The sequence below is a fragment of the Shewanella sp. BC20 genome (assembly GCF_003129585.1).
Taxonomy (GTDB): Bacteria; Pseudomonadota; Gammaproteobacteria; order Enterobacterales; family Shewanellaceae; genus Shewanella; species Shewanella seohaensis.
The window spans coordinates 49,338-73,472 of sequence record NZ_NHRI01000012.1 but is presented as its reverse complement, the minus strand read 5'-3'; the positions used below and the strand labels follow the sequence as shown (position 1 = coordinate 73,472).

Annotated in this window: 24 protein-coding genes and 1 tRNA gene; 9 read left to right on the top strand and 16 right to left on the bottom strand. The window is 49.1% G+C overall.

The window, feature by feature from the left end:
- Positions 1–44: 44 nt before the first annotated feature.
- A complete protein-coding gene (gene rpiA / locus CBX96_RS13410; RefSeq protein WP_039978629.1) occupies positions 45–704 on the bottom strand; it encodes a ribose-5-phosphate isomerase RpiA in 660 nt (219 codons plus the stop codon).
- A gap of 294 nt (positions 705–998) precedes the next feature.
- Here rpiA and CBX96_RS13405 point away from each other — a divergent pair, with 294 nt between their 5' ends.
- The 7 genes from CBX96_RS13405 to CBX96_RS13375 all read left to right on the top strand — a co-directional run bounded on the left by CBX96_RS13405 (position 999) and on the right by CBX96_RS13375 (position 8,190).
- On the top strand, positions 999–1,925 hold the full coding sequence (locus CBX96_RS13405; RefSeq protein WP_109287028.1) for a DUF808 domain-containing protein: 927 nt from the start codon (positions 999–1,001) through the stop codon (positions 1,923–1,925).
- A 93-nt stretch (positions 1,926–2,018) separates the two neighbouring features.
- Complete coding sequence (locus tag CBX96_RS13400) at positions 2,019–2,918, top strand: 3'-5' exonuclease (RefSeq protein WP_109287027.1); 900 nt, start codon at positions 2,019–2,021, stop codon at positions 2,916–2,918.
- Positions 2,919–2,961: 43 nt separating this feature from the next.
- A complete protein-coding gene (locus tag CBX96_RS13395; protein WP_109287026.1) occupies positions 2,962–3,930 on the top strand; it encodes a hypothetical protein in 969 nt (322 codons plus the stop codon).
- A 306-nt stretch (positions 3,931–4,236) separates the two neighbouring features.
- Positions 4,237–4,313 (top strand) — tRNA-Trp (locus CBX96_RS13390).
- Between the two features lie 158 nt (positions 4,314–4,471).
- Entirely contained in the window at positions 4,472–4,762 is a 291-nt protein-coding gene (locus CBX96_RS13385; RefSeq protein WP_109287071.1) for a DUF2946 domain-containing protein, read from the top strand.
- A gap of 85 nt (positions 4,763–4,847) precedes the next feature.
- Entirely contained in the window at positions 4,848–6,995 is a 2,148-nt protein-coding gene (locus tag CBX96_RS13380; RefSeq protein WP_109287025.1) for a TonB-dependent siderophore receptor, read from the top strand.
- Positions 6,985–8,190, top strand: coding sequence for a DUF1624 domain-containing protein (locus tag CBX96_RS13375; RefSeq protein WP_109287024.1), 1,206 nt, complete (start codon positions 6,985–6,987; stop codon positions 8,188–8,190). The genes CBX96_RS13380 and CBX96_RS13375 overlap by 11 nt, the downstream gene beginning before the upstream one ends.
- An 84-nt stretch (positions 8,191–8,274) precedes the next feature.
- Here the strand turns inward: CBX96_RS13375 and dpsA are convergent, their stop codons facing one another.
- The gene (dpsA, locus tag CBX96_RS13370; RefSeq protein WP_109287023.1) at positions 8,275–8,742 is read right to left on the bottom strand and encodes a DNA starvation/stationary phase protection protein DpsA; all 468 of its coding nucleotides are present in this window, start codon (positions 8,740–8,742) and stop codon (positions 8,275–8,277) included.
- 228 nt (positions 8,743–8,970) lie between these two features.
- On the opposite strand from dpsA, the gene CBX96_RS13365 reads away from it, so the two are divergent.
- Positions 8,971–9,321, top strand: a complete 351-nt coding sequence (locus CBX96_RS13365; RefSeq protein ID WP_109287022.1) for a DNA polymerase III subunit psi — start codon at positions 8,971–8,973, stop codon at positions 9,319–9,321.
- Between the two features lie 97 nt (positions 9,322–9,418).
- Complete coding sequence (gene rimI / locus CBX96_RS13360) at positions 9,419–9,871, top strand: ribosomal protein S18-alanine N-acetyltransferase (RefSeq protein WP_181382207.1); 453 nt, start codon at positions 9,419–9,421, stop codon at positions 9,869–9,871.
- Between the two features lie 68 nt (positions 9,872–9,939).
- Here rimI and lipA read toward each other — a convergent pair whose 3' ends face one another.
- The 14 genes from lipA to leuS form a co-directional block, all read right to left on the bottom strand.
- The gene (gene lipA / locus CBX96_RS13355) at positions 9,940–10,905 is read right to left on the bottom strand and encodes a lipoyl synthase (RefSeq protein WP_011621776.1); all 966 of its coding nucleotides are present in this window, start codon (positions 10,903–10,905) and stop codon (positions 9,940–9,942) included.
- Positions 10,902–11,555 (bottom strand): lipoyl(octanoyl) transferase LipB, encoded by a 654-nt coding sequence (lipB, locus tag CBX96_RS13350; protein WP_109287070.1) that lies wholly within the window; start codon positions 11,553–11,555, stop codon positions 10,902–10,904. The genes lipA and lipB overlap by 4 nt, the downstream gene beginning before the upstream one ends.
- 92 nt (positions 11,556–11,647) lie before the next feature.
- Positions 11,648–11,914, bottom strand: a complete 267-nt coding sequence (gene ybeD / locus CBX96_RS13345) for a DUF493 family protein YbeD (RefSeq protein ID WP_011621778.1) — start codon at positions 11,912–11,914, stop codon at positions 11,648–11,650.
- A 121-nt stretch (positions 11,915–12,035) separates the two neighbouring features.
- The gene (locus CBX96_RS13340; RefSeq protein ID WP_011621779.1) at positions 12,036–13,211 is read right to left on the bottom strand and encodes a serine hydrolase; all 1,176 of its coding nucleotides are present in this window, start codon (positions 13,209–13,211) and stop codon (positions 12,036–12,038) included.
- A 144-nt stretch (positions 13,212–13,355) separates the two neighbouring features.
- Entirely contained in the window at positions 13,356–14,198 is an 843-nt protein-coding gene (locus tag CBX96_RS13335; RefSeq protein ID WP_011621780.1) for a septal ring lytic transglycosylase RlpA family protein, read from the bottom strand.
- The gene (mltB, locus tag CBX96_RS13330) at positions 14,182–15,246 is read right to left on the bottom strand and encodes a lytic murein transglycosylase B (RefSeq protein WP_109287020.1); all 1,065 of its coding nucleotides are present in this window, start codon (positions 15,244–15,246) and stop codon (positions 14,182–14,184) included. Before mltB ends, CBX96_RS13335 begins: the two co-directional genes overlap by 17 nt.
- Positions 15,247–15,263: 17 nt before the next feature.
- Entirely contained in the window at positions 15,264–16,367 is a 1,104-nt protein-coding gene (gene rodA / locus CBX96_RS13325; protein WP_011621782.1) for a rod shape-determining protein RodA, read from the bottom strand.
- Positions 16,364–18,220: a penicillin-binding protein 2 gene (mrdA, locus tag CBX96_RS13320; protein WP_011621783.1), complete on the bottom strand. Its 1,857-nt coding sequence runs from the start codon at positions 18,218–18,220 to the stop codon at positions 16,364–16,366. The genes rodA and mrdA overlap by 4 nt, the downstream gene beginning before the upstream one ends.
- 60 nt (positions 18,221–18,280) lie before the next feature.
- Positions 18,281–18,751 carry a 23S rRNA (pseudouridine(1915)-N(3))-methyltransferase RlmH gene (gene rlmH / locus CBX96_RS13315; protein WP_011625473.1) on the bottom strand — a complete coding sequence of 157 codons (471 nt, stop codon included), beginning with the start codon at positions 18,749–18,751 and terminating at the stop codon, positions 18,281–18,283.
- Positions 18,751–19,080, bottom strand: a complete 330-nt coding sequence (gene rsfS / locus CBX96_RS13310; protein ID WP_037430791.1) for a ribosome silencing factor — start codon at positions 19,078–19,080, stop codon at positions 18,751–18,753. Before rsfS ends, rlmH begins: the two co-directional genes overlap by 1 nt.
- 108 nt (positions 19,081–19,188) lie before the next feature.
- Positions 19,189–19,827 carry a nicotinate-nucleotide adenylyltransferase gene (gene nadD / locus CBX96_RS13305; RefSeq protein WP_109287019.1) on the bottom strand — a complete coding sequence of 213 codons (639 nt, stop codon included), beginning with the start codon at positions 19,825–19,827 and terminating at the stop codon, positions 19,189–19,191.
- Between the two features lie 12 nt (positions 19,828–19,839).
- A complete protein-coding gene (gene holA / locus CBX96_RS13300) occupies positions 19,840–20,871 on the bottom strand; it encodes a DNA polymerase III subunit delta (protein ID WP_023268302.1) in 1,032 nt (343 codons plus the stop codon).
- A 52-nt stretch (positions 20,872–20,923) separates the two neighbouring features.
- Positions 20,924–21,418: an LPS assembly lipoprotein LptE gene (gene lptE, locus CBX96_RS13295; RefSeq protein WP_055648086.1), complete on the bottom strand. Its 495-nt coding sequence runs from the start codon at positions 21,416–21,418 to the stop codon at positions 20,924–20,926.
- A gap of 59 nt (positions 21,419–21,477) precedes the next feature.
- Positions 21,478–24,057 (bottom strand): leucine--tRNA ligase, encoded by a 2,580-nt coding sequence (gene leuS / locus CBX96_RS13290; protein WP_109287018.1) that lies wholly within the window; start codon positions 24,055–24,057, stop codon positions 21,478–21,480.
- Positions 24,058–24,135 lie beyond the last annotated feature (78 nt).

Genomic DNA, 24,135 nt, shown 5'->3' with positions numbered 1-24,135 from the left:
GGCATTTTTGTTTCTTACATGGGAGTCTTTTGACTCACCTTGCCTTAAGCGGTAAAGGTTTTCACGCCTTCAGGGGTGCCAACCAGTAACACATCGGCGCCGCGTTTTGCGAACAGACCGTTGGTCACTACGCCGACGATGGCGTTGATCTTATCTTCTAATTCCTTAGGATTGATGATCTTAAGGTTGTAAACGTCGAGGATTACGTTGCCGTTATCAGTCACAACGCCTTCGCGGTACACTGGGTCTCCGCCGAGTTTGACCAGTTCACGGGCCACGTAAGAGCGCGCCATTGGGATCACTTCAACAGGCAGTGGGAATTCACCCAGGATATCAACTTGCTTAGTGTTATCCACGATACAGACAAACTTTTCAGCCACAGCCGCAACGATTTTCTCGCGGGTTAATGCCGCGCCGCCGCCTTTGATCATGTCCATATGGCCGTTGATTTCATCGGCTCCATCGACATACACGGATAATTTATCGACGCTGTTTAAGTCATAAACTGGGATGCCAAGGGCTTTCATCTTTTGGGTTGAGGCTTCTGAGCTTGATACCGCACCTTCAATATCAGCCTTCATGGTGGCGAGGGCATCGATAAAGTGATTGACGGTTGAGCCAGTGCCTACACCCACAATGCTGTCTTTCTCAACGTATTTGAGAGCAGCCCAGCCAGCGGCTTTTTTCATTTCATCTTGAGTCATGTTGACATCCTGTAATGGCAAATGAGTAAAAATTCTGGGCTTAGTATACTCTTTTCCATCAAAGTGTGTGGTGCTATTGCACTGTAGCTGTGATCTTGGGTGGTGATCTTATGCAGTGTCCGGCTTAATGTGCTTACAGATTTAATCACTAAGCGAACTCGTTAAAATAAGTGATGTGCCTAAGATAAAGCCCATTTCGCTATTGACGATTCGCTAGGCGGGCTTAATCTAACTAAGTTACTATGGCAAAAGCAGAATTGATAAAAACAGCATTATTTGTTTAAGGGAGCATGTATGGCAGGGGCGAGTTTATTAACCTTACTCGACGATATTGCATCCATTTTGGATGACGTGGCGGTGATGAGTAAGGTCGCGGCCAAGAAAACCGCCGGGGTATTAGGGGACGATTTGGCCTTAAACGCCCAGCAAGTGACAGGTGTGAGTGCCGACCGTGAATTACCCGTGGTCTGGGCGGTCGCCTTAGGCTCGTTTCGCAATAAATTGATTTTAGTGCCGGCGGCAATGTTGATCAGCGCCTTTATTCCTTGGGCTGTGACGCCCTTGTTGATGTTCGGCGGCTTGTTTTTATGTTTTGAAGGCTTTGAGAAATTACACCACAGCTATAGCCATCGCAAAGACAAACACGCGGAGCAGGCCGAATCTGACTTACCCGAGATAAGCGAACTGGCGGCCTATGAGAAGGAAAAGGTGAAGGGCGCAATTCGCACCGACTTTGTGCTGTCGGCAGAAATTATCGCCATCACCTTAGGCATAGTCGCGGATAAGTCGCTGACGACGCAATTTTTTACCCTCGCCATTATCGGTATTGTGATGACCATAGGCGTTTACGGTTTGGTGGCGGCGATAGTCAAAATGGACGATGCGGGTCTGTATCTGAGCCAGCGTCAGGGCGAGTCGAGCTTTACTCGCTTTAATCGCAAGTTGGGTTTTGGCTTACTGAGCGCGGCGCCTGTGTTGATGAAGAGCTTAACCATTATCGGTACTGCCGCCATGTTTATGGTGGGCGGCGGCATTCTAACCCATGGATTACATTGGGTCGGCGAGCAAATCCACCATGCCGAGCAATTTGTGGAAACCATTGCCGTCGTCGGCCCAGTGCTTGGGTTACTGACGCCGAGCATTCTTAACGCGCTCTTTGGCATCGCGGCGGGCGCTGTGGCGGTACTGCTGATGACTGGGTTCCAAAAGCTACGTAGCTGATCCGTTTTTGATCCTTTATTGCTGATCAGCTAACCCGAGTTGCGCGAGTGCTAAGATGCTCGCGGCGATTATTTCAACGCTCAAGGACGAAGTATGCAATTAATGCGTTATTGCCTTTCTCCCAATAAGTTAGCTTGGCTGCGTCAGGAATTAGGCGAACACGCCGACGAGCTTATCGCGGCGATGGATGCTGCTGGGAGTCAATATCTTGCAGGGTTAGCCGAGTCACAAGCGGGGGACTTATCGGCAGGCGATTCGCAACTTAAGTTCCAATGGTTTCAGCAAAAACTCGCCCTAACGACGCGATTAACCGATGCCGAGCTGGCAAACCTCGTACCACTGTCGCTGTTGGGTATGCGTGGCGAAATTCGTGGTGAAATGCGAGTCGAGTTAGTCACGCCCGATACGCTTGCCAACGCACTACAACAACTTAGCAGTGAATCCGTGCTGGGGTTTGATACCGAAACGCGGGCAAGCTTTGAGCCGGGTGTTCAACATCCCTTGAGCTTAGTGCAATTGGCGACCTCAGATAGCTGCTATTTGTTTCAGCGGGCGGTGTTGGGTGAGAGGCTCGTCGAGCTTAAACCTTTGCTCGAAAATGAGCAGATCCTCAAAGTGGGGATTGGATTAAGGGGCGATGGCCAAGCACTGAAACGGGATTGGGATATTCAGGTCTCCCCTAGACTCGATTTGAATTGGGCGATGGCACAGCTCGGCGCTGGGAAGGAAATGGGCACGCGGCAATTGGTGGCGGCATTACTGCATAAACGCATCGATAAATCTAAAAAAATTACCCTCTCAAATTGGCAACAGGTGCCTTTATCCCAAGCGCAAATTCAGTACGCCGCCCTCGATGCATTGGCGGCGAACCTCTGTTTTTGGCAGTTAATCGACAAGCTGCAAGGTTTTTATGGCAAAACAACTGTCGGTAATAAACCCTTATTGCCGCCGAGTTTAGCCGCACGACTTGCGAGCTATTTTCATCCAGCTTAAGACTTGAGATAAGGTCGAGAAGATAAGGATTAGGGGGCAAGAGATGTTGGATGCGATTTGTGTACTCACAACCGAGGCTGCGGCAGAGCACGCTTCGTCGCCATTACGACTCAATCCTCATGCTCAGGCCGGTGTCACCTACAGTGTGTTCAAGTTTCAGCAGTTACCCGAGGCTGAGATTGAGCGTTTGCGCCAGCATTTATACTGCCCCGCCTGCTATGGTAAAGCCTATTTTCGTAAAGCATCTAAGGATGGTAAGGCCGCCTGTTTTGGCTCCCGTTACCATGAGCTCGATTGCATCGAATTTAATCCGTCGGCGCAAAAATCCCGTGAAGAACAAGATGTCCTCGAAGTGCAGCAACAACTGCTCGACGCCGATGCCTTGGTTATCGATTTTTCGCTTAATCCCAGTAATAAGAAACCATCTAACTCAGCGCACAAAATCAAGGCTCCCCAAGAGCAAGAAGTTGGGGCCAAAAGTGAAATTGAAAATGCAACCGAGCCATTAGCGTCAGTACAGGAACCCAAAGCTGGCTATCAAGTGGCGACCGATAAGCCCGAGATAGCCATCACGGCAAAGCGTACTCCGAGCCAAGGGCTAGAAAAGTTACTCCATAGCCTATTGCGCGGCTCCGATCTGGCGACTTCGGATCTTTGGGTTTACACCGATGATGAGCGTAAGTACCGCTGGCGGGCGAAGAATTTGTTTGTAAATTTTGCCGATGCGGATCCTACAGATAACAAACCCCATATGTACTGGGGGACTATCTCTCACAGCGACCCGACGTTATCTTGGCTTAATCCTGCCGACAGTAAAGACATCGGCATTCCAATCGAGGCCGTCAAAACTAAACTGTTTAAGCGCTTTAATATCGAAGATAAGCGGGATTTAGAGGGCGCAGGGCTTATCCTGTTTGGTAAGTGTTTTTGGAATAAGGATAAGACCCGTAAGATTATCCAGCTTTGGGACAATGATTTGCGGCGAATTTTTATCTCAACCCTTGATGATTAACCATCTGCGAGGGGATTTAGTCACGAGTGTATGGGACCTACCTGCGCTTAAATTCATCTTTTAAGGCATTTTCACGACTCTTTTGTTAGTTTTTTCCATAAGCAGGGCGTCAGGTCTTAATGTTTACTCGGTTGCAGGCGGGTTTTTAACGCGCTGCACTGAGCTTACATGCTGACTTTTTCAGCTTTATGCCAATTAAATCAACAGTAGATGGCAAACTTGTTTGAAAATTCCTCAGTTAATTAAGTTTGTCATAAAAAGTCCTTTACCTTTGAGAGTGCTTTTAGCATAATGCCCCACGTCAACAGGGGTGTAGTTCCAATTGGTAGAACAGCGGTCTCCAAAACCGATGGTTGCGGGTTCGAGTCCTGCCACCCCTGCCAAATAAAACAACGGCTTGCATAGAAATATGCGAGCCGTTTTATTTTGCGTGCGATAAATTTTCTCACCGCATTTGCTTACATTTGTTAAGTAAAGGTATTTGCAACTTTCGTAGTGTCTAACATACAATCGCAAGCCCTTTGGTTTGAGGATGTATGGTTTGAGTTCTGTGATGCAAACAAGGCGAAGATTAGCACTATGGCTTGCAGCCATCTTAGTGTTGCTGTCTGTTGCGTTTGCGCTGCACAGTGTTTCCCACCTCAATGATGATACCAAGGCCCACTGCGCGCTGTGTTTGCATCAGCATCAATTGCAGCATGCGATCTCATACTCTCCGTTAGATTTTCAAGTTGCTCAACAGGGTGTTATCTCGGTTGAGTTTGATGTTATTTCCTTTAAGACGCCATTTAGGCGCCACTTCCATAGCCGCGCGCCGCCGCTAACAGCCTAACTCCTGCTTTTTATCTATTTCTCTTATTTTTCGAGCGCCTTGGCTTAACCAAGGTGCCCGATGCTGTTTATTTTTGGAGTAAAAAATGGCTACTTATGTCATTCAAAAGCGCTCGGTATTACTGCTGGGCGTGGCGTTATTGGCGTTGGATACAAGTCTTCCCCTATTGGCCGCCGAGGCGCTGCAAACTGATAACACTGGACTTAATAATGATATCGAGCGTTTAAGCATTCATTATCGACAGGCCTACCGCGGCAATGTGCCTGCGACGGAGTTACCTCAGGCCATCACAGTGCTGGATGAGCAACTGATTAAAGATACTGGGCTGACGCGTTTTCAAGACTTATTGGATTATTCCGCCAGTGTCGCGCGGCAAAACAACGGTGGTGGGCTATGGGATAGTTTTTCGTTACGGGGCTTTCCTGGGAATGAAAACATGCCATCGGGCTATTTAATTAATGGTTTTAATGGTGGCCGAGGTTTTAGCGGTCACAGAGATCTATCGAACGTAGCCTATGTGGAAATCCTTAAAGGCCCGGGCTCGGCGCTTTATGGACGCTCGGAGCCCGGCGGTACTGTGAATATAGTGACTAAAAAGCCGCAGTACGAGGCGCAGGGCTATTTAAAAGCCTCCGCGGGGAGTTTTGATCAATATCGGTTAGAAGGGGATTTTACTTCGGGGCTGACCGATACCTTGGCCTTTAGGATCAATGGCGCTTGGCAGGAGCATGACAGTTTTCGCGATCATGTATTTAGCGATAAAAAGATCGTCACACCATCGCTGCGCTGGCAACTGTCGGATAAGTCATCGCTCCTGTATGAAGTTGAATATCTTAAGCAAGAACAGCTATTTGACCGTGGCGTAGTGGTGCTCAATAACGACTTTAATACCGTGCCCCGTTCGCGTTACTTGGGCGAGCCCAACGATGGGCCAACTAAGGTGGATGCGACTGGACATCAGCTTACCTATGAGTATGAGTTGAGCGATGATTGGTCGCTTACTGCGGGTTATAACTATCGCGATTCGAGTTTAAATGGCTACTCATCGGATGCCGAATTAGCTAAGGGGCGTCAATCCTTATATGACGATGGACGTACTCTGACGCGGCAGCATCGCTATCGAGATTACGCTTCTGAAGACCATTCTGTGCGGGCCGAACTCAGCGGCCTGTTTGATACTGGCAACATAAGGCACAATCTGCTGCTCGGGACGGATGCCTATCATTATCGACTAAAAACGGGACTCTACCGTTATCGAGGCAAGAAGGGCGCCTATGCTATCGACATCTTTGCCCCCCAATATGGCGCGGCTCAGCCTGAGGTCAGTCTGCTGTATGAAAACCGAGAGACTCAAGATGCCTGGGGGGCCTATTTACAGGATCAATTGGAGTTAACCGAGCACTGGAAATTGCATTTAGGATTAAGGTTTGACCGTTATTCCCAAGAAATCGCAGAGCAGGTGAACGCGAGTCTGTCGGATCAAAGCGACCACAGGATCAGCCCGAAAGTCGGATTAGTGTATCAATGGTCTGAGGCGTTAAGTGTTTACGGCTCCTATTCGGAAGGCTTTTTACCGCTTTCAGGCACTGATTATGCGGGTAATCCCTTCGAGCCAGAGGAGAGCAAATCCGTCGAGTTGGGGGTTAAGTTCAACAGCACTTGGTTTGAGCTACCCGTCAATGGCAGTTTTGCTTGGTTTGATGCGCAAAAGAGCAATATCTTGACCTCAGATCCCGTCAATGTCGGCTTTTCGGCGACCCTTGGTGAAGCCAAAAGCACTGGGATTGAATTGGATGTCGCGGCCGAGTTAACAGAAAGCTTACAAGCAACCTTGTCCTATGCCTATCTTAATACCCGCACGGCGAACGACAGCCTGAATCTGGATTGGGGCGTGTTAATTCCGGCGGGAAGTCCACTGGTCAATGTGCCAAAACACACGGGCAGTATCATTCTCAAACAGGACTTAAATGATCTTTCTATCGACGGTCATTTAGGGTTGAGTTGGCGTCATGTGGACTCTCGTTTGGGTGATTCGGCCGATCCGAGTTTTCAATTACCGAGTTATCAGCTGCTTGGAATGTTCTTTACGACTCGGCTTGCTGACAACTTAAGTCTCGCACTCAATGTCGATAACCTGCTGGATGAACACTATATCGCCAGCAGTTATTCGGCGCTGTGGGCCGTGCCGGGTGAGCCACGTAATGTTAAAGTGAGTGTTAGCTATGAATTCTAATGTCACAGTGACACCCGCGGCTTCGTCTGTAGCGCCTAAGCAGCAAGGGCGTCAGCGGATCAATAGCATCGACATGATGCGCGGCTTAGTGATGTTGATTATGTTGCTCGACCATGTACGGGAGCGGTTTTTCCTGCATATGCAGGTGAGCGACCCAATGGATTTAAGCACAACCAACTGGGCGCTGTTTGTCAGCCGTTTTGCGGCGCACTTTTGTGCGCCGGTCTTCGTCTTTTTAACTGGGGTCTCGGCTTGGCTTTACGCCAATCGTGGTTATGGCGAACCGCGTTCTGCGCGCGAGTTTTTAATCAAGCGCGGATTATTCTTAATCGCCCTCGAAGTATTGGTGATTAATGTCTCATGGATGGGCAATTATCACACCCTGTGGTTGCAGGTGATTTGGGTGATAGGACTGAGCATGTTGGCTCTGGCGGCATTAATCAAGCTCCCAAGGCTGTGGATGGCATTACTCGGGCTATTGATTATCTTTGGCCATAACCTATTGTCACCTATCCATTTTACGCCGGATGAGTGGGGCTATAGTCTGTGGACGATATTGCATGACCGAGGTTATTTGATTGCCGAGGGTGAGCTTAAGCTGAAGATAAGTTACCCAGCGCTACCATGGATTGGCGTGATTTTATTGGGCTATGTAGCAGGCCCCGTCTTTGGTCGAGGGGGAGACGCGTGGCAGCGTCAGCAGAAATTAATACTGCTAGGGCTTGGTTGCGTCCTGCTATTTGGCTTGCTGCGTGGGTTCAATCTCTACGGCGAGACGTTGCCTTGGCAGTTTGGCGATACCTTAGGCCAAACCTTAATGTCGGTATTCAATCTAACTAAGTATCCGCCATCCCTCAGTTTTTTGTTGGTGACCTTGGGCGGGATGTTCTACGGCTTAGTCGTGTTTGAGCGCTATTTTGCGACAGGCAGAGTATTAGGTTGGATGGGGCAGAAGTTGGCAGTGTTTGGCTCAGTGCCTATGTTCTTCTATATATTGCACTTATATGTACTGCTGTTGCTGTATTCGCTGGCTAAATGGGTATTTGGCGCAAACCATGGCGAGCTGTTTGGCGTAGCGCATATGGGATGGGTATGGCTGATAAGCTTAGTCTTGATCCCTTTGCTCTATTATCCCGTGCGCTGGTTTAGCCGTTACAAAGGACAGAGTCAGCAGGCTTGGCTTAAGTATCTCTAAATTGGCTTTAGCATCGATAAATGCCCAATAAAAATGGCCGAGCGCGTGACTGCTCGGCCATTTGGCTTGGGGATGATGAAAGGGTTATTCGCTTAATAAGCTACGTAACATCCACGCATTCTTCTCATGGAGTTGAATGCGCTGGGTGAGTAAATCTGCCGTTGCCTCATCGTTGGCTTGGCTAACCAAGGGATAGAGCGCTCGAGCGTTTCGAATCACCACTTCTTGGTCGCTTAACAGTTCACGGATCATGGTTTCGGCTTTTGTGACACCTTGATCTTCACGGATTTCAGTCAACTTGGCATAGGCCGAATAGGAGCCTAAGGCTCTTACGCCTAATGCACGAACTCGCTCGGCGATTAAATCGACCGCTAAGGCAAGCTCGGTATATTGCTGTTCAAACAATAAGTGCAAGCTAGTGAACATGGGGCCTGTGACGTTCCAGTGGAAGCTGTGGGTCTTAAGGTAAAGGCTGTAGCTGTCGGCCAATAACTGATTTAACCCAGCGGCGATTTCTTCTCTGTGACTCTGGTTGATGCCGATGTTAATCATGGAAATTCCTCCTATTGTCCTACTTGATGGAGATAGCTTATCAAATGAGTTAAACATCTAAAGCGGTTAAAATAGATCTTATAAATCGAATTTACAGATTAAAGTCTGTGACTTAATTGGAATGTTGGGATGGATTTGTATGAGGACTTGCCTCGAGACAATAACATTCAGCCTATTTAGCTGGTATCCTTATGCGGTGTCAGTGCCTAATGAAACCCTAGTCAACCCATGAATAAATCAGCCTATTTAGCTGCAATGGAGATCACTCCTTGGCAGCTTCGTGATACTAAAGTGCGACCTTATCAAGTGGTTTGGGATGCTGATGAGATGACGCCTGCCGCCGAGCCTTTAGTCGAAACCGTGCTGGGATTAATTGGCATCAGTAAGGACGACTGTGAGTTCAACACTGAGCCACATAAGGGCAAAACCATCGTCTGGGATTTACGCCGCCACAGGGTTAGGCCCAGAGTGGCTTGGTTAGTGTCGGATCCCTTAGCGGACTTACTGTCTCGCAGTGAGGCAAAGCGTGCCTTATGGACGCAGATTTGCCAGTGGCGTGAGCAGCAATTAACGGCCTAAGCCTCTATGGGTCGTGCCCTGTATACATTATCTTAAGTTGCCTTTTAATTTGGATTGTCCCGTGAGTTATCAAGTCCTTAAAACCCATAGTGAATCGTTGCAAATTGTGCTCCTGACGCCAACGGATGTGAACCAAATGGCGCGCATTGAGGCGAGCGCCCATTCCCATCCTATGAGTGAGAATAATCTTGCCGACTGTTTTGGCCACTTGTACCGCGTTATTGGGTTAATGCAAAACGATGGCGAGTTGCTCGGTTTCGCAATTGTGCAGCAGATTGTTGATGAGGCAACGCTACTGGATATTTGTTTGCCGCCGGAGCAACAAGGGCGAGGATATGGGCATCTGCTACTCACGGCGGTTATCGACGGCGCTAAGGTTGCCAAGGCTGTGGTGCTGATGCTGGAGGTTCGTGAATCAAACCTTGCGGCGCGCGCGCTCTATCAGAAACGGGGCTTTATCGAAACCGGTCGTCGCAAAGGCTATTATCCTTTGGCTGACGGCAAGGAAGATGCGATTTTGATGGATTTAGCCTTAAGCGAAACGGCTTAAGGTTTTAGAAGAAGATAAAAAAAACAGCGCCTTAGCGCTGTTTTTTTATGGGGTTAATAAAGCGAAGATTACTTCACTTCTTTACCTTGAGCTTGCAGGTCGGCATGGTAGCTTGAACGTACTAATGGACCACAGGCGGCGTGAGTAAAGCCAAGCTCGTCGGCAAGGACTTTAAGCTCATCGAACTCGGCTGGCGACACGTAACGCTCAACTGGTAGGTGGAACTTAGACGGTTGCAGGTATTGGCCTAAGGTCAACATTTCGACCTTGTGCTCACGTAGGTCACGCAGCACTTGAGCGATTTCTTCGTTGGTTTCACCTAGACCCATCATCAGTCCCGATTTTGTCGGCACATTGGGGTGACGCTCTTTAAAGCGCTTCAGCAGGTCGAGTGACCATTGATAGTTCGCACCCGGACGCGCTTTGCGGTAATGCATAGGTGCAGTTTCGAGGTTGTGGTTGAACACATCAGGCGGCTCGGTCGACAGAATGTCGAGGGCTGCGTCGATACGACCACGGAAATCGGGCACTAAGATCTCAATCTTAATTTCAGGATTGAGCTTACGGATCTCTCGGATACAGTCGGCAAAGTGCTGGGCGCCGCCATCACGCAGGTCATCGCGGTCAACCGAGGTGATAACCACGTATTTCAGCTTCATATCACGAATGGTTTGTGCCAGTTTGACTGGCTCTTCCGCATCGGGCTTGAGTGGACGACCGTGGGCTACGTCGCAGAATGGGCAGCGGCGAGTACAAATTGCGCCCAAAATCATAAAGGTCGCGGTGCCGTGGTTAAAACATTCTGCCAAGTTAGGGCAAGAAGCTTCTTCACAGACTGAGTGCAGACCGTTCGAACGTAATGCTTGCTTGATCTCGAGAATGCGTTGGTTAGAAGCGGGCAGTTTGACCCTTAACCAATCGGGTTTGCGTAACATGGTTTCGCGCTCAGAGGGCACGATTTTAACCGGAATGCGCGAGACCTTATCGGCATCTCTTAATTTGACTCCGGGTTGTAAACGTTCAGGCCTATTCATGACGCTGCTAATCCTTGATGATGAACTAGTTGTTGGTAGCCCAATAGTTGGCTAAGGGTAATAATGAGTTGGTCGCCTGCTTCTATCACGGTTTGTGGGCCGCCCAGTTCCTTGCATTGCACCATTTCAAGGCCGGCATAACCGCAGGGGTTAATACGGCGAAACGGCGCCAGATCCATATCGACATTCAGTGCTAAGCCGTGGAAGGAGCAGCCTTTACGAATGCGAAGCCCTAAAGAGGCGATTTTGCGCTCATCCACATACACGCCCGGCGCATCGGCCTTGGCGTAGGCATTGATATCATATTTGGCGAGCATATCGATAATGCTTTGCTCGATATGGGTCACGAGCTGACGGACGCCAATCTTGCTGCGTTTAATATCGAGGAGAGGGTAGACAACTAATTGTCCCGGCCCGTGGTAAGTCACTTGGCCGCCACGATCCACTTGGATCACGGGAATATCTCCCGGATTCAAAATATGTTCGCTTTTACCTGCTTGGCCTTGGGTAAATACGGGTGGATGTTCAACGATCCACAGTTCGTCTGGGCTATCGCTGTTACGTGTGTCGGTGTAATGCTGCATCGCATGCCACACAGACTCGTAATCCTGTTGTCCCAGATGCCGAATATGCAAAGTGGTGTCTTGCAAGGGCAACCTCTCCCCTAGAATTGAGTGGCGCTATTATACGCCTCTTGACCATAAATGTAAGACAGATCACATTTCATGGCCTTGAGGAATACTTATAGTACTCGGCGTACGCCTTCGATACCGGCAAGCTCAGTGTACAGTGTCTCAATATGATCTTTGCTGGTCACTGTGACGCGGATGGTCACAGAGTAGTAGCTACCTTTGCTTGAGGCCTTAACCGTAGGTGAATAATCACCTGGGGCGTGTCTTTGCACTACGGCAACGACTCTGTCGGTCAGGGCTTCGTGGGCATCGCCAACCACTTTGAATGGGAAGGCGCAGGGGAACTCCATGAGTTCATCAAATTTCGTGTTTAACATAGTCGTGCTCTATAACCATTTTAATGGGAACTATATGGTGACGATTATACCCGATTCAAGGGCGATACTCCCCCAAAAACAACTAAGCCACCCGAAGGTGGCTTAGTTTTTGTGATTCCGATTAGCTAAACCAACCAGAAAACAGTTGTTTAAAGTAATCAACTAATTTGCTGAACCAGCTGCCTTCATTGACTTCTTGCAGGGTAACCAGCGGGAATTGCGCAATATCTTTGCCATCTAACTGGAAGTATAAGCGACCAACGGTTTCACCTTTTTTCAGTGGCGCGTCCAGTGGCTTAGTCAGTTCGAAGTTGGCTTTTAAGTCTTTTGCACGGCCACGGCTGATGGTGATTGGGGTATCAGTAGCAACACCTAAATCGACAGTGCTCTTATCGCCGTACCAAATTTGTTGGGTCACGAAGCTGTCGCCAGCCTTGTAAGGGGTTACGGTTTCGAAGAAACGGAAACCATAGGTCAGCAGCTTTTTACTTTCGGCTTTACGGGCGGCTTCACTCTGGGTGCCCATGACCACTGAAATTAAACGCATACCGTCTTTGGTGGCAGATGCAACTAAGTTATAACCCGCGCCAGAGGTGTGGCCGGTTTTGATACCGTCGACATTCATGCTGTTATCCCACAGCAGACCGTTGCGGTTATATTGCTTGATACCGTTGAAGGTATAATATTTTTCGCTGTAGACACGGTATTCTTCAGGCACGTCACGGATAAGTGCGGCACCTAATAACGCCATATCGTAGGCGGTTGATTTGTGGTTTTCTGAGTCTAAACCGTGGGAGTTTTCGAAGTAGCTGTCACGCATGCCCAGCTGCTTCGCCCATGAGTTCATCATGTCGACGAAGGCGCCTTCGGTGCCAGCAATGTGTTCGGCCATGGCCACACAGGCATCGTTACCCGACTGGATGATGATGCCGCGGTTTAAGTCGGAAACCTTAACGGTTTTACCCACTTCGATGAACATTTTTGATGAGTCAGAGAAGTTCTTCGACCATGCATTTTTACTGATGGTCACATCATCATCTGGGGATACGTTACCGGCTTTGATTTCTTGACCAATCACATAACTGGTCATCATCTTCGTTAAGCTGGCTGGGTTTAAGCTTTCGTAGGCATTTTCTTCGGCAATGATTTGGCCCGAGTAATAATCCATCAAGACGTAAGCCTTGGCGGCAACTGTAGGTGCATCAGGGGTAACAATCGGCTGCGCAGCATAAACAGGAAGAGAAACACTCGAAATTAGCAGCAATGTTTTAATGGGACTTTTTACAAAATTCATCATTAACTTAGCACGTCTTTTTGGTTGTATTGAAAGAAAAGGCAAAATAGTTTCGCGAGTATACCACCCTTCGACAAAGGTTTTCAGTGAAGGTTCCTTCATCTGGGGTATTTTTAAGCTAAATCTATATCTTATAGTGAGCGGTCACTACTCCAAAACCATATAGCCTTCGGGGTACCCGTCTTGTTTCACTTTATTAAGTAATCGGTCGGCCAGTTCGGTTTGGCCAATTGGACCGAGCTGTAGTCTATACATATTGTTTGCCGGTTGTACACGGGTCTTGACCTGATATTTCTTCTCCAGATCCTTCGCCATTTTGTTCAGCCTATGCTGATCCTTTGAAGCCACCAATTGTATGTAGTGATTGCCAGAGGATTGAATACTGGCGATAGCCGATTGTGTCGCGGCTTGGGTGCCAATATAGATCACATCCAGCTTAATCCGAGCGGTACCTGTGCCTAACATGCCCAGCTTATAAGCGGCGGCGTAGGATAAGTCCAAAATCCGGTCCGAATGGAAAGGGCCGCGATCGTTAATCCGAATAATGACCTGCTTATTGTTATCTAAGTTAGTGACGCGAGCATAGCTTGGCAAAGGCAAGGTCTTGTGTGCCCCTGACATGCCATACATGTCGTAGGGCTCGCCATTAGATGTCTCATAGCCGTGGAATTTCTCACCATACCATGAGGCGCGGCCAGTCTCTGAAAAGCCTTGGCCAGAATCTAACACCGTATAGGACTCACCATAAACCGTGTAAGGTTTATTACCGCGACGGCTGTAAGGCTCGTATTTTGGAGTCGCGTTTGGCACATGATCCACATTGGGTGGATTGATGGGCATCTTATCGTTTTTTAGCGCATAGCGGCCCTTGTTGGGATCCATGTTCTTGTTCTTCTCGCTGGCCGAGCCAGAATTAGAACTCGAGCAGGCCGCGAGCGCAAAACAGCAGCCGAGCATCAAGAGCTGTAAAAGATTATTTCTTAGCGTCATGTTGTTGCTTCAGTTGTTGGCTAAATTGGTAAACGGCCATGGAATACAAAGGGCTACGGTTATAACGGGTGATCACATAAAAGTTATTGAGTCCTAACCAGTAGTCCTTGCTATCCACTTGTTCCAGCTCGATAAGCATGGCCTTTTGCGAGGCATTTAAATCGCGGGCGGTGGCCAGCGATAAACTTGGGGAGAGAATATCAGAAACCTTGTACTGCAACTTCTCGCCGGCCCACACTTTGGCTTTAGGCGCATTGGCACTGCTGTTCACTAAAGGGAGCGCAACGGGCGCGTGCAACTGCCAACCGTGTTCATGGAAATAATTGGCAACACTGCCAATGGCATCCTCTGGACTCTGGAGTAAATCACGGTTGCCGCTGCCATCAAAATCCACGGCATAGTGGCGGTAGCTTGATGGAATAAACTGACCAAAGCCCATGGCGCCAGCGTAAGAACCCTTGAGGCTATTGATATCTAAGTGTTCTTCTTTTACCAGTTTCATCAGCTCGCCAAATTCCTTGCGAAAGAATGTGGCTCTTGGCTCGTAATAAAACCCTAAGGTATAGAGCGCGTCGATTACCGGATAATTGCCCGTGTACTGACCATAGAAGGTTTCGATACCAATAATGGCTACAATAATTTGTGGCTCAACTTGGTATTTAGTGGCAGCTTTGGCAATCGTTGCCTCGTGTTTTTTCCAGAAGGCTAGGCCCGCGTTGAGGCGTTTCTCGGTGAGGAAAATCGGATAATACTGGTGCCAAGGCTTAGCTTCCCAAGGGCGAGAAATCGCATCGATAACAGCTTGGTTATAGTTGGCTTTGGCTAAGAAACTTTCCACTTCGGCTTGAGTAAAGCCTTGTGCCATTTGGGTTTTAATAAACTCTGCCTTTAAGGCCTCGGGCAATACAGGTGTTGGCGCCTGTGTGGTCACGGCCGCGCTTGGCGGCGGTGTCGTTGTTGCTGGCTCGTTCGCGGTCGAGCAGCCAATGAGGTATGAACTGAGGCAAAGCACTGCCAGTGGAGCCAAACAAGCTCGAAGAATAGGCATTAAGAAGTCCCTAAAAATTATCTATCTACAAAACGTCTATGGGTATGAATGCTCATAAGAATGCCAAACCCTGTCATCAATGTCAGCATGGAAGTGCCACCATAACTGACAAGGGGTAAAGGTACACCCACCACAGGCAGGATACCTGAAACCATACCAATATTCACAAAAACATAAACGAAGAAAGTCAATGTGATACTGCCGGCAAGGAGTCTGGCAAAGCTGGTTTGCGCCCGAGAGGCGATGACTAAGCCGCGTCCGATGATGTAGAGATACATCAGGAGCAGGATAATACTGCCTATCAGGCCAAACTCTTCACCGATCACCGCAAAGATAAAGTCGGTGTGACGTTCGGGGATAAATTCTAATTGGGATTGAGTGCCATCGAGCCAACCTTTACCCCAGAGGCCACCAGAGCCGATGGCTATTTTAGATTGGATAATATGGTAACCCGCACCTAAGGGATCCTGCTCTGGATCGAGTAGGGTCAATACGCGGGTTCTTTGGTAATCGTGCATCAGGAAGTACCAAAGGATCGGTAAGAAGGCTAATACGGCGGCAATAAATCCGCCCACAATTGCCCAGCTCATGCCCGATAAAAACAGCACGAAAATGCCCGATGCGGCAACCAAAATCGAGGTGCCTAGGTCAGGTTGTTTGGCAATTAAAAGCGTCGGCACTAAGAGGATCACTGCTGCGCCCGCAAGGTAGCGTTTCTTCGGTGGCAGAGGGAACTTACTGATATACCAAGCCATAGTAATGGGGAAGGCGAGCTTAATCAGCTCCGAAGGCTGAAACTCCATAAAGCCTAAGTTCAACCAGCGCTGTGCGCCTTTGTTAATTTCCCCAAAAAAATGTACCCCAAGCAGCAGCACAATCCCCGCAAGGTAAATCGGTAGGGCCCAGCGTTTGAGCGCCTCGGGATTGATCTGCGCCATAGTAAACATAATGCCTAGGGATAAAAACATCCTAAACAGTTGACGCTCCATCATGCCAAGGTCTTCACCGCTGGCGGAGTAGATAACGAACAGGCCAAAGCCCATGACGGCAAACAGGCCGAGCAGTAAGGGCAAGTCGATATGCAATCGTTGCCAGATGTTTTGACGTTGATGGGCACTCATGGCGTTGGTTTCCAAGTGTCTCTTAGCATGTATTCATCGAGCATGGCGCGGGCAACTGGGCCTGCGTTTGCGCCACCCCAGCCAGCGTTTTCCATCACCACAGCGAGGACGATTTTAGGATCTTCAAAGGGCGCGTAGGCGACCACGAGGGCGTTATCGCGGAAATGCTCGGCAATCTTATTGGCATCGTACTTAGTGTTTTCGGCCACGCCAATGACCTGTGCCGTACCAGTTTTCATCGCAGCCGTGTAACTGGCATCGGTGAAGCGAGACTTATGAGCCGTTTGGCGCATGGCTTCGTTGATGATTTTCCAGTTGCGCGGGTTCTTAAGTTCAATCGGCGGTAACTCGTTAATTGGTGAGTCAATTTTGGCCGTATTATCCTTAATCGACTTTAACAAATGTGGTGGGAAGCGGCGGCCATCATTGGCGAGAATGGCGGTGGCGCTGGCTAATTGCAATGGCGTTGCAGTCCAGTAACCTTGGCCGATACCGACAGAAATGGTGTCACCTATGTACCAAGCTTGGTTGTATTTTAAGCGCTTCCATTCCTTCGACGGCATATTGCCCGCCGACTCTTCGAAAATATCGACACCGGTATTTTGTCCAAAGCCGAATTGCTCCATAAAGCGGGCGATAGGATCGACACCAATTTTATAAGCCAATTCATAGAAGTAGGTATCGCAGGATTCCACGATGGCGCTGTAGACGTTCACCCAGCCATGGCCCCAACGTTTCCAGTCGCGGTATTTGCGCTCAACGCCGGGGATTTGCCAAAAGCCAGGGTCCCAAATACGAGTGTGTTCGGTGACGGCTTTTTCATCCAATCCCAGCAGGGCAATAATGGGTTTAACCGTCGATGCCGGCGCATACTGACCTTGGGTCGCGCGGTTAATCAGCGGGCGAGATTTATCATTCAATAAATCGCTGTAATCTTTGCTGTTAATCCCTTGAACGAACTGATTCGGGTCGTAACTTGGGCTTGAGACTAGGGCTAAGATGCCGCCGTCCCTCGGGTCGATAGCAACGATTGAGCCTTTATGGCCTTGGAGTAACTCCACAGCCTTTTGCTGCAATTGCAAATCTAGGGTTAAGTAAATATCTTGCCCTGGCTCTGGTGGCACGATTTTAAGGGTACGGATAGTACGCCCGCGGTTGTTCACTTCTTCTTCGAGGTGGCCCGGTGTGCCGTGCAGCAGAGATTCATAAAACTTTTCAATGCCTTGCTTACCAATATCCTTGGTGGCAGCATAGTTTTTCCATTGATCGTTACGCTCCAATTGGGCGCGATCGCGGGTGTTGATCTTGCCCACATAACCCAGCACATGGGTGAGTTGGCTTGCATAGGGGTAGTTACGTTTTAAACCCGCCTCGACGGAAATTCCGGGAAAGCGATGCTGGTTCACGCTAAAAATCGCCACTTGTTCTTCGGTCAGCTGATTTTTAAGGGTAAGTGGCTTAAAGCGGCGGTGAAACTTTAATGCCTCGGTAAAGGTTTCGCGCTCATCTGGGGTGATTTCGATTAACTTGCCTAGCTCGTCCAAGGTTTCGGACATATTGGCAATTTTCTCAGGCACCAGATCGAGGGAATAAAAGGGTTGGTTTTCGGCGAGGAGTACGCCGTTTCTGTCGTAAATCAGGCCACGGCTTGGGGCGATGGGCACGACACGAATACGGTTGTCATTAGAACGTGTTGCGTAATCTTTATAGGATTCAACCTGAAGGTGATAAAGATTGGTCACCAACACGCTCAGGAGGGCGACAACACAAAAAAAAGTGAACAGCGCACGGCGCTTAAACAGTGACGCCTCGGCGGCGTGGTCGTGCATGGTTATCCGCTTTTTTGGCGACACTTAGGCTATCTCCAGCTGATCCCATCCGGGTGGTTGACACTCGTTAACATCAAGATCCCGTTATTCTCTGTGATAAGGATGATTGTTGTTCACGCTCCACGCGCGGTATAAGCTTTCGGCAACCACAATCCGCACCAATGGATGGGGCAGGGTCAATGCCGACAGGCACCAACTCTGATGGGCGGCTTCCTTACAGGCGGGCGCTAAGCCTTCGGGGCCGCCAACCAGTAAGCTCACATCACGACCATCGAGTTGCCATTTGTTCATGGCGGTCGCCAGTTCTGGCGTAGTCCAGTTTTTGCCGGGAAGATCTAAGGTGACAATGTGATTGCCCTTAGGGATTGCCGCTAACATTTGCTCGCCTTCCTTTTGCAGGATACGAACGATATCAGCGTTTTTTCCGCGCTTGCCGGCAGGGATTTCAATCAGTTCCAGCGCCATATCTCGGGGGAAGCGGCGTTGGTACTCTTCAAAGCCGCGGGTGACCCAATCGGGCATCCGTGTCCCTACTGCGATAAGTTGCAACTTCATTAGGCTTGCTTTTCTGACCAGAGCTTTTCAAGCTGGTAGAAATCGCGGGTTTGGTCTTGCATAACATGCAGGATCACGTTGCCCATATCCACCAATACCCATTCGCTGCTGTCGCGGCCTTCGATACCGATTGGTGGAATGCCAGCGGCTTTTGCCTCGAGCACGAGGTTTTCGGCGATCGCTTTCACGTGAGTTTTAGATGTACCTGAACAAATCACCATATAGTCGGTGATGTTAGATTGGTTGCTGACATCGATAACCACGACGTCACGGGCTTTTAAATCGTCGATTTTGTCGACAACAAACTGCTTTAATTCGGCGCTCTGCACGCTGATGTACCTCATTTATTTTAAATAGCGCGCTAGTATATCAGTCTTAAGCGGTGGAATACATTATCTTAGCGGCCGAGTTTGTATTATTGGCGCGGGATTTTGGGCCTAGGAAAAATAAAGCCGTTGTTTTTGAATGTAATTTAAAGTGACGGGCAGCAGGGCATCCTGTGGAATTTCCCCCATCGCCAGTTGTGAGCGAATTTGGGTGGACGAAATATCCTGTGGGCTGATATCGACGGTAAAGATGCGTCCATGTTGCGGCGCGCTTGAGTGACTTAACGCATCAAGCGTTGCGTGACGTACGTTTAACTCATGCAGCATCGGGTGCCCTTCGGCTAAATGCCAGCCCGGGCGCTGACATACTACGATATTGGATAATTCAAACAATTGCTGCCATTGGTGCCAGCTTTGCAGATGAATAAACGAATCCATCCCCATGATAAAAAACAGTTCGTCATCGGGATAAAGCCGAGTTAACTGCTTAAGGGTGACAACCGTATAGGATGGACTGTCGCGTTTAGCTTCGATATCACAGAGCTCGAAGCCGGGTAAACTCGCACATACCTGCGCGACCATTTCGAGCCGCTGCGCCGTGCTCGAGTGGGTGGTGTTTTTATGCGGCGGAATATGGTTGGGCATCAGCAGGATTTTATCCAGCTTGAGGCTAGCTTTGACTTCCATCGCGGGGCGAATATGGCCGTAATGTATGGGGTCGAAGGTGCCGCCTAAAATACCGATACGCATTCAGTCAGTGCCTTAATCTAAGCTGATGTGGGCCAAATGGCCGTGGGCCTTGGGATCGAATAATAAGCACAGATGGCTGAGCCCTGTCCAATCTTCATGGCCTAATTGCTTTAGGTTCAGCTCTAGCTTAGACGCGAAGGCAAGCATATGTTCGATTTGGGTGAGGCTTAAGCGCTGCAACGCGGTTTGGTACAAGGGTTTGCGTTTATCCCAAATTCGATGTTTACCAAAGAGACTATTTAAGGGCGCGCCTTGGGCTTGTTCACTCTTGAGGCTAAGCAGTAGCTGCAGCTCTTTAAACAAGGCCCAGAGTAAAATCGGCATGGCCGTGCCTTCACCGTTGAGTTGGGCCAGCATATGTTGAGCACTGTCTTGACGATTATTCAGCAGTGCATCGGTGAGCTGAAACACGGTAAAGCGGGATTGATCTTCAAAGTAATGGCTTAATTCGTCAGCACCAATAGGTTGGCTTGGGCTTAACAGTTGTAGCAACTGCATGGCCTGATCGGCGGCGAGTAAATTCCCTTCGTACAGGGTGTAGAGCATAGCGCGCGCATCGGGTTGTAAATTAAGCTTAAAGTGCGCAATGCGTGAGTCGAGCCAACGTCTGAATTGGTCGCCCTCTGGCGTGGTGCAGGGCAAATAAATCCCTAAGCTATCTAAGGTTTTAAACCACTTGCTATTGGTTTGCTCGCTGGCGAGTTTTGGGCCTTCGAGGATCAGCAGTACATCGGGATTAGGCGTTTGCAGTAACGCTTGCAGCGCCGCCGAACCATCTGCACCGGGTTTTGCGTTGGGCAGAGTTAGCTCAATGATGCGCCGACTAGAAAACAGGCTCATGGATTGCCATTCTTGGGTCAAGTCACCCCAGTTAAAACCCGTTTCTTGAATTAACTGAACGCGCTCTTCAAACCCTTGGCGTTTGGCCGCTTGGCGGATCTGATCCTTGGAGGTTTCGAGCAACCAAGGATCATCACCAAAAATCAGGTAGCAAGCGTGAAGCGGATTGAGATGGCGGGAGAGTTGATCAGGATAAACACGCATTTAAATCACTCTCCACATTTTGTTGCAGTGCCACATTAATTGGGACCCTGCATTAATTCACCTCAGTGCTGGCCATGGATTGCAGGATCCGGTCGGCCGCTTGGATACGCATTTCTTTGACTAACAGTTCCATCTCACGGCTTTTAGCCAGTGCGGTGCGAGGATCGTCTAAGTAATCGCGGCGAATTTCAATCTTGAAAGGCTGCGCCTCTTTGCCTGGCAAGGCCACGGCAAATTCGACGAAATAGATAAGCTCATACTCGGCCACATTGCCCGTTGGGTAAAGTGACAGGGTCGAACGCTCTAAGGAGTCGGTGATGAGCCTTAACACAGGCACATCATTGGCGGCATCGACAATCTTGACGTTGTTCAAACGTAACCGCTCACGCACCAAACGGGTGAGTTCGCTGTATTCGTCCGAGCTACTCAAACTGAGTTGATTGAGCTGCTCGGGGATTTGATAGCTACGTTGAAGCTTAAAACCGCAACCTGCGCTGGTCATAAGAACCAGCGCCATGATTGCGAAAGCTAAGCGTTTAATTAGCATAAGTTTTCGCGGTTTCCTGTTTGTCTTGTGGACAGCATCCGTTTATCACAGCAACGATGTTAGTTGGCAACGATGCTGAGCAGTTTACCGGGTACATAGATAACTTTACGAACCGTAACACCATCTAAGTACTTGATGACTTGCTCGTCCGCCATACCCAAAGCCTCAACAGACGCTTGGTCAGCATCGGCAGCGACAGTGATCTTAGCGCGTACTTTACCGTTCACTTGTACCACGATGAGCTTGCTGTCTTCTACCAGAGCAGATTCATCGACAACAGGCCATTGGCTGTCTTCGATGCTGTTGGTGTTGCCCAGTTCATTCCACAGGGTAAAGCTCACGTGTGGGATGATTGGATACAGTAAACGCACTACCGCAGTTAAGGCTTCGCCGATAATGGCTCGGTCTTGACCTGTGGTTTGTGGCGCTTTTTGCAGGTGGTTCATCAGTTCCATCACGGCGGCAACCGCGGTGTTGAACATCTGACGACGGCCGATATCATCGGTCACCTTAGCGATGGTCTTGTGCACTTCACGGCGCAGCGCTTTTTGCTCGCTAGTTAATTTGCTCACGTCTAACGCTTCGCTGTTGTCCTGCGCCACATAATCGCTGGCCAGTTTCCACAGACGTTTGATAAAGCGGTGCGCGCCTTCAACGCCAGACTCTTGCCATTCCAGGGTTAATTCTGGTGGAGAGGCGAACATCATAAACAAACGAACTGTGTCGGCGCCGTATTTCTCAACCATCACCTGAGGATCGATACCGTTGTTTTTCGACTTCGACATCTTGCTCATACCGGTATAAACCAGCTCGTTACCGTCTTTATCGATGGCTTTGGTGACTCGGCCTTTATCGTCTTTTTCTGTGGTTACTACATCCAGCGGAGACACCCATACACGGGCACCCTTGTCATTGGTGTAGTAGAAGGCATCGGCTAAAACCATGCCCTGAGTCAGCAGTTGTTTTGCTGGCTCGTTAGAGTTAACTAGACCCGCATCACGCAACAACTTGTGGAAGAAGCGGAAGTATAACAAGTGCATACAAGCGTGTTCGATACCACCAATATACTGATCTACTGGTAACCAGTAGTTAGCCTTAGTCGGATCTAACATTTGGTCTGCTTGTGGGCTGCAGTAACGGGCGTAATACCAAGAAGATTCCATAAAGGTATCGAAGGTATCGGTTTCGCGCAGCGCATCTTGGCCGTTAACTTGGGTTTTCGCCCATTCTTTGTCGGCCTTGATTGGGCTTTGAATACCATCCATCACCACATCTTCTGGCAGAATAACTGGCAGTTGATCTTCAGGCGTTGGAATAACAGTGCCGTCGGCTAAGGTCACCATAGGAATAGGTGCGCCCCAGTAACGTTGACGTGATACACCCCAGTCGCGCAGACGGTAGTTGACTTGGCGTTTGCCTTTACCTTCAGCCACTAACTTGTCGGCGATGGCATTGAAGGCGCCGTCAAAGTCTAAACCGTCGAACTCGCCAGAGTTAAACAGTACGCCTTTTTCGGTGTAAGCCGCTTCGCTGATGTCTAAGTCGCCATCAACAGGCTTGATTACCGCTTCGATGGACAGATTGTACTTTTTAGCAAATTCGTAATCGCGTTGGTCGTGGCCAGGGACTGACATCACGGCGCCGGTGCCGTAGTTCATCAGTACAAAGTTCGCCGCCCAAATGGGCACTTGTTTGCCAGAGATGGGGTGAATTGCGTATAGACCAGTCGCCACACCACGTTTTTCCATGGTGGCCAAATCGGCTTCTGAAGTGGTGCTGTTTTTGCACTCTTCAATAAATTGAGCCAGCTCTGGGTTAGATTGAGCGGCTAATTCTGCTAATGGATGACCCGCAGCAATAGCCACATAGGTTACGCCCATTAAGGTATCGGGACGCGTTGTGTAGATATCGAATGACTTATCGCTACCCGCTACACCGAAGGTCATTTCAACGCCTTCACTGCGACCAATCCAGTTGCGCTGCATGGTCTTAACTTGCTCAGGCCAGCCGTCTAAGGTGTCGATATCGTTTAACAGTTCTTCAGCGTAGGCGGTGATCTTAATGAACCACTGTGGAATTTCTTTTTGTTCTACAGGGGTATCACAACGCCAGCAGCAACCGTCTTGTACCTGCTCGTTTGCCAGTACGGTTTCATCGTTAGGGCACCAGTTAACAGAAGCTGTCTTCTTGTAAACTAAGCCTTTTTCGTACAGTTTAGTGAAGAACCATTGTTCCCAGCGGTAGTATTCTGGGGTACAAGTGGCGATTTCACGGCTCCAGTCATAGCCAAAACCTAACAGTTTTAGCTGATTCTTCATGTACTCAATATTTTGATAAGTCCATGGTGCTGGCGCTGTTTTGTTGTTGATTGCGGCGTTTTCTGCAGGCAAACCGAAAGAGTCCCAACCGATAGGTTGTAGCACGTTTTTGCCTTGAAGACGCTGGAAGCGGGCAACCACATCGCCTATGGTATAGTTGCGAACGTGTCCCATGTGGAGTCGACCTGAAGGATAGGGGAACATCGAAAGGCAATAAAACTTTTCTTTGTTCGCATCTTCAGTAACTTCAAAGGTTTTGTTGTCGTGCCAGTGCTTTTGCACTAAGGCTTCAATTTCTGAGGGATTATATTGCTCTTGCATCACGCTATTTCCGGCAGTGCCGCCTATTTATTTGATCTAACGCCATATCGACGCGAATAAGATCTGCATAGAATAAAC